The 5,178-nt window shown below is 54.0% G+C and carries 4 protein-coding genes; all 4 read left to right on the forward strand.

What is annotated here, in order from left to right; genetic code table 11:
- The first annotated feature begins 124 nt into the window (after window positions 1-124).
- The 4 genes from JRF57_16145 to JRF57_16160 all read left to right on the forward strand — a co-directional run bounded on the left by JRF57_16145 (window position 125) and on the right by JRF57_16160 (window position 5,114).
- Window positions 125-964 (forward strand): cysteine synthase family protein, encoded by an 840-nt coding sequence (locus JRF57_16145; GenBank protein MBW2305228.1) that lies wholly within the window; start codon window positions 125-127, stop codon window positions 962-964.
- A gap of 107 nt (window positions 965-1,071) precedes the next feature.
- Window positions 1,072-2,823 carry a hypothetical protein gene (locus tag JRF57_16150; protein ID MBW2305229.1) on the forward strand — a complete coding sequence of 584 codons (1,752 nt, stop codon included), beginning with the start codon at window positions 1,072-1,074 and terminating at the stop codon, window positions 2,821-2,823.
- A complete protein-coding gene (locus JRF57_16155; protein ID MBW2305230.1) occupies window positions 2,824-3,966 on the forward strand; it encodes a glycosyltransferase family 4 protein in 1,143 nt (380 codons plus the stop codon).
- A complete protein-coding gene (locus JRF57_16160) occupies window positions 3,963-5,114 on the forward strand; it encodes a glycosyltransferase family 4 protein (GenBank protein ID MBW2305231.1) in 1,152 nt (383 codons plus the stop codon). Before JRF57_16155 ends, JRF57_16160 begins: the two co-directional genes overlap by 4 nt.
- Window positions 5,115-5,178 lie beyond the last annotated feature (64 nt).

Consider the following 5,178-nt stretch of genomic DNA (forward strand, 5'->3'; position numbering starts at 1 on the left):
TGGAAGTTACCCGGATCGATAATCAATAAAAGAAAAAAGAATGAAAGGAGCTTGAAATAATCCCATGGTCATTAATAATCCCCTGGATTTGATTGGAAATACGCCACTTTATGAGACACAGCACATGGTGGGCAATAAAAATGTAAAACTCTATATAAAGCTGGAAGGATACAATCCCACCGGGTCACATAAAGACCGTCCGGCCCATTGGATCATCAAGGCCGCTATTGATAAAGGCCTGCTGGGGCCCGGTAAAAAGATAATTTCGGCATCATCAGGCAACATGGCCTCTGCTATGGCCTTTGTTGCGGGCAGGTACGGAATTCCGGTCACCATGGTCCTTGCCAACACGACGAGCGAAGAGAAAAAGGTCGCTTTGCGGATGCTCGGTGCCGAGCTTGTTTTTGTTAATGGAAATACGATAAAGTGTAATGAATTTGCTGCGAAAATGGCGAAAGAGAACGACGATTACGTGTTCCTGGATCAATTCACCGATCCGAACGCGCCAAGGGCCCATTATGAAACGACAGGTGAGGAGATCATCCGGGATGTACCGGATCCGGACATACTGGTCGCCTCTCTGGGTTCCGGATCGAGCCTGATGGGTATAGGGATGCGTCTCAAGGACCATAATCCCGATTTGAAGATCTATGCGGTGACTGCGGAAACGGGAACCCGTCTGCCCGGATTGCGGAACCTGGAAGAAGAACACTATATTCCCCCTTTTGTGGGAGACCTGAGCATTTTTGAGGGGATTATCCGGGTGAATTTCGAGCAGGCCCGACAACGGGTTTTTGATCTCGCCAAAAAGGAAGGGCTTTTCCTGGGATTTCAGACAGGCGCGGTCGTACACGCCGCCCTGAAGATTGCAGAGACAATGGAAAAGGGAAAGATCATTGTTAAGAGCGGTGATGCAGGCTGGAAAAACCTGAATTGGCTGGTAAAGAAACCCGAGATTGATTGAACACATGTTCTACGGCTTTTTGGGGAAAACGTCCAGAGCGTGTTCTCAGGAGGACGATCCCCTGGTCTGCAGGGGAATGCTTTCGGTCTTCTTGGATCCTTTCCCCCATGAGAAGACACTTTTCACTTTTCCTGGAGAGGGATCGAACGACCCTGGTATTTGAGGGGAGACTTTACGGGTGCCGGGATCTCTCCTCAGCCATCCTGACTCTGCTCGAGAGATACGAAAGGGAAAAGGACGGCAGGGCGCTGTTCAATTCTCTCGAGGGGGATTTTGCTCTCTTTCTCTTTGATCATGAGGAGGAGAAGGCTCTGCTGGGAACGGATCGTTTTTGCCGGGGCGAGATCTACTGGCGGCCCGGGCCGCCCTTCTCCTTCTTTACCCATCCCCGCGCATTTTTCCAAAAAATCGGGGGAAAGCCTTCGATCTACCTGGATGCGATCTGGGACCGCTTCGCAATCGGGGCGGTGACGCCTCCCGAAACTCCATATCGGAACGTGTACGGCATGGTTTCCGGTGAATATGTGGAGATCGATACACGAAGAAGGGGGGTTTCGAGAATCAGGTACTGGAGCCCATTGTCCTGTGTGACATCCGGTAAAATCGGAAAGATCGACGATGAGGCCCATTTTGCGGAGACTCTCAGAGAATGCTTCGTCCGGAAGGTCGGGGAGGAGATTTCTTCTTTCGGAAAACTCGGTGTGGGCCTTTCGGGCGGAATGGATTCCGCGGCAATTTTGGGCGCGGCCAGGAGGAATTTCGGGGGAGACATCATAGCCGTGAGCGTGGCACCGGATGGAGAGGCCTCTCCCGACATCCCCAATGCCCGCACATCTGCCGCCTTTAACGGCGCCAGGCATCTGGTCGTTTTTCCAGGGGCGCGGGACCTGGAGGATTTCCCCGCCGCAATGGGAAGGCTGTCTCAACCTTTCCGTTCGGCCTCGACCTACATGAATTACCAGATCTCGAAAAAGGTCGCCGAGAACGGGGGGGAATGCGTGTTGTGGGGTTACGGTGCAGACCTTGTCCTGGGAAATACCGGTTATGACAGGCGATTTTATGAGCGTGGCGGATCGTTTTTCCCTCCCCCTGTCCTTGATCCCCTTCTATACCTGCTGAAGAAGGCTCCACAGAGGCGTGAAATCGTCGCGATTTACAACCGGCTCTTGCGATTCGACGGCCCCATCGGGTACAGGATGGCGGAGAAGTATTTCAGGGCCTTTAAAAAGCCCAGGTACTATCAAGAAAAACGCCTGTTCAGGGAAGAATTCCTGAACAGGGGAAGGGAAGAGGAAATCCTGAGACGGATAGATGACGCCATTGGAGCGTATGATGAATTCATCATAGAACGGCTCATGGAGGCCGACATCAAGGTCGTACATCTGTACCATCAGGTTTCGGGAACTCATCAGATATGCCGTCTGAATGGGGTGGATTCCATTATCACCTATTACAACAAAGACTATTTTGAACTCATACTTAAGGCATCCAACCGCATAAGGGCCCTTGGAGGATGGAACAAGTATATCTTGAGAAAGGCGTTCAAACCCCTGGTCCACGAGGACATATACAGGGGAAAACGCGGGGCCTGCATCATCCGGTGGGACCGGATCATCAGCGGACCGTTCCGCGGGGCGGTGATCCGGTACCTGAGGAATTCATCAATTGTAAATGAGATATTCAAGGTCCAATACCTCCCGAAACTCCACCGGATGATAAAGCATCCGGGGCTGATGTACCTTAATCTCCTGGGTCTTGCCCTGTGGTATGACGTGAACTTCGAAGGGGTCTCGCCTGAAACGCTTCTTTCCGAGATCCTGGGTTACTCCTGGAGGGAGCAAGACAGGAGACCTTGTTAAGTGAGGGTTCTTTCTTTCGGCTCCGATCCTGGCGCCCTTTCGGGTCCTTCCCACCCCACCTACCGCCGTCACATGGATTATGCCTCCAGGCTTGAGTGGCTGGGGATGGTCACCTATTCCCCCCCGGGGCACAGGCCAGTCATGGATCGGGATGTTCCCCTGAGTGTATTCCCGAGCAACTCCCCGAGCAAGTATACCTATCCCCTGGACGCCCTTTCATTGGGGGCAAGACTCATAAAACAATATGGGATTCAGGTGCTTGTAGCCCAGGATCCATTTGTCTTCGGCGCAGTGGCCTGCCTCTTGAGCCGGTGGTTCCGAATTCCTTATGCGGTCCATTTTCACGGGGATTTTTTCGAGCACGAATACTGGCGAAAAGAGAGGGCGATGAATCACTTTCTCTATCACCTGGGCCATATCATTGCGAGGCGGGCCAGCGTGGTTCGAACGGTCTCCACCAAGATCCGAAACGATCTGCTTGAAAGGGGATTTGATCCGACAAGGGTTTTCTATGCCTCACCACCGGTCAGGCCGGATGATCACGAGGATTGTGAAGTTCGTGAACTCGACGAGGTCAGGGAAAGATTGGGTCTCAGGAAAGACAGGGTATTCGTTTTTATCGGCAGGCTGTCCCCCGAAAAAAATCTCGCGCTGCTCTTCCAGGCCATTGCCGTTCTTAAAACCAGGTATCCGGAAGTCAGGCTTCTCGTGGCTGGGGACGGTCCCGAGAGGGAACGCCTTCAAAAGATGCGGGAAGAACTGGCGATAGAGAAACAGGTTGTTTTCCTGGGGAAGGTTCCAAACAGGGAGATTGCCCGGTATTTAGGGGTTTCGCTGGCGCTGATCCTGACCTCCTTTTACGAGGGTACGGCCAAGGTCATCAAGGAGGCGGCTTTTGCCGGGAGGGCGACGGTCACGACCTTTACGAGCGGGGTCACGGACGCCATCCTGGACGGCACGACGGGGATTGTTGTTCCCAACGGAGATCTCAGGGGCCTGGTCCAGGCGATGATGTCCCTGCTTGATCATCCTGAGAAGGCGGTGGAGATGGGTGTTCGGGCCCGCGAGGTTGTCCGGGAAAGGTTCGTTTATGAGCGGGATATCGACAGGGTTGTGGATGTCTGGAGGCAGGCGCTGAAGTGAAGGTGCTCTTCGTCTCCGGCATATACCCTCCCGATATCGGGGGCCCCGCCACCTACGTATCGAGGATGGCTCTGGAACTTCTTCGGAGAGGACATTTGGTCCGGGTATTGACCCTCGGAGAGAGAAGAGAGCGATTGGACTCCCCCTTCCCGGTCAGAAAGGTTTTGAGGGGAACCCACCCGGCCTCCCGGTGTCTCAGGATGTCAAGGGCCGCGTTGAACCTGGCGGGGAGTTCGGACATTATTTATGCCACGGGTTCGCCCTGGGATTCCTGGCTTGTTTCCACCCTGGCCGCCGGGGTCCATCGGAAACCCCTGGTTTTGAAGATCGTGGGGGATGCGGTTTGGGAGAGGTACCAGCGGAAACACATGAACAACCTTTCCCTGGAGGCCTTGAACGAAAGGAGCGCTCCAGCGGGAGTTGAGATCCAGAAGCTGTTCAGGAACCGCCTTTCCCGGTTCGCCGATTGTGTCATCACGCCCTCCGGGTACTTGAAGGGAATCGTGGCCGGCTGGGGAGTTTCAACCCATAGAATCCAAGTGATCCACAATGCCGTGGATCCTTTTCAGGGTGTGCCTCTTCCCCACTCTGAAAGAAAAAAAGAGATCGTCACCGTAGCCAGGCTTGTGCCGTGGAAGGGTGTAGAAGGATTGATGGATATCCTCCAGCGTCTCCCCCGTGAGGTCAGGTTGGTGGTTATCGGTGACGGGCCTCTTCTGCCTCGGCTCAGGGAGCGGGCTGAGAGGAAAGGTCTTGGCGAACGGATCCATTTTACCGGCAGGTTGCCAAGGGAGGAGGTGTTTCGGTATCTCTCCCGGACGGCCCTCTTTGTTCTCAACTCCCGATATGAGGGGTTTCCACACGTAATCCTCGAGGCCATGAGCGCAGGAGCGGCTGTTGTGGCCACGGACGTGGGGGGGAACGCCGAGGTGGTAAGGAACGGTGAGAACGGTTATCTTGTTCCCCTGGATGATCAGGAAACCTTGGTGGAGCGGGTCACCCGCTTGCTGGAGGACGCCGCGCTGCGGCAGCATTTCTCGAACCGGGCGGCGGAAGAGGTAAGGGGATTTAATTGGAAAAGCATGGTAACAAGGACTGAATCCGTTCTACTGGAGGTGTTGGAAAAGAAGACAACCAAACGGAGTTAAGACGGGACACATGGACTCGAGATTAATGTCCCATTCCCAGAATGGGACATTAAATAAATGACTT

It is taken from the genome of Deltaproteobacteria bacterium, assembly GCA_019310525.1.
Taxonomy (GTDB): domain Bacteria; phylum Desulfobacterota; class DSM-4660; order Desulfatiglandales; family HGW-15; genus JAFDEE01.

Coding starts and splice junctions, on each gene's coding strand:
- JRF57_16145 (MBW2305228.1), top strand. CDS start 125: ATGGTGGGCAATAAAAATGTAAAACTCTATATAAAGCTGGAAGGATAC.
- JRF57_16150 (MBW2305229.1), top strand. CDS start 1,072: ATGAGAAGACACTTTTCACTTTTCCTGGAGAGGGATCGAACGACCCTG.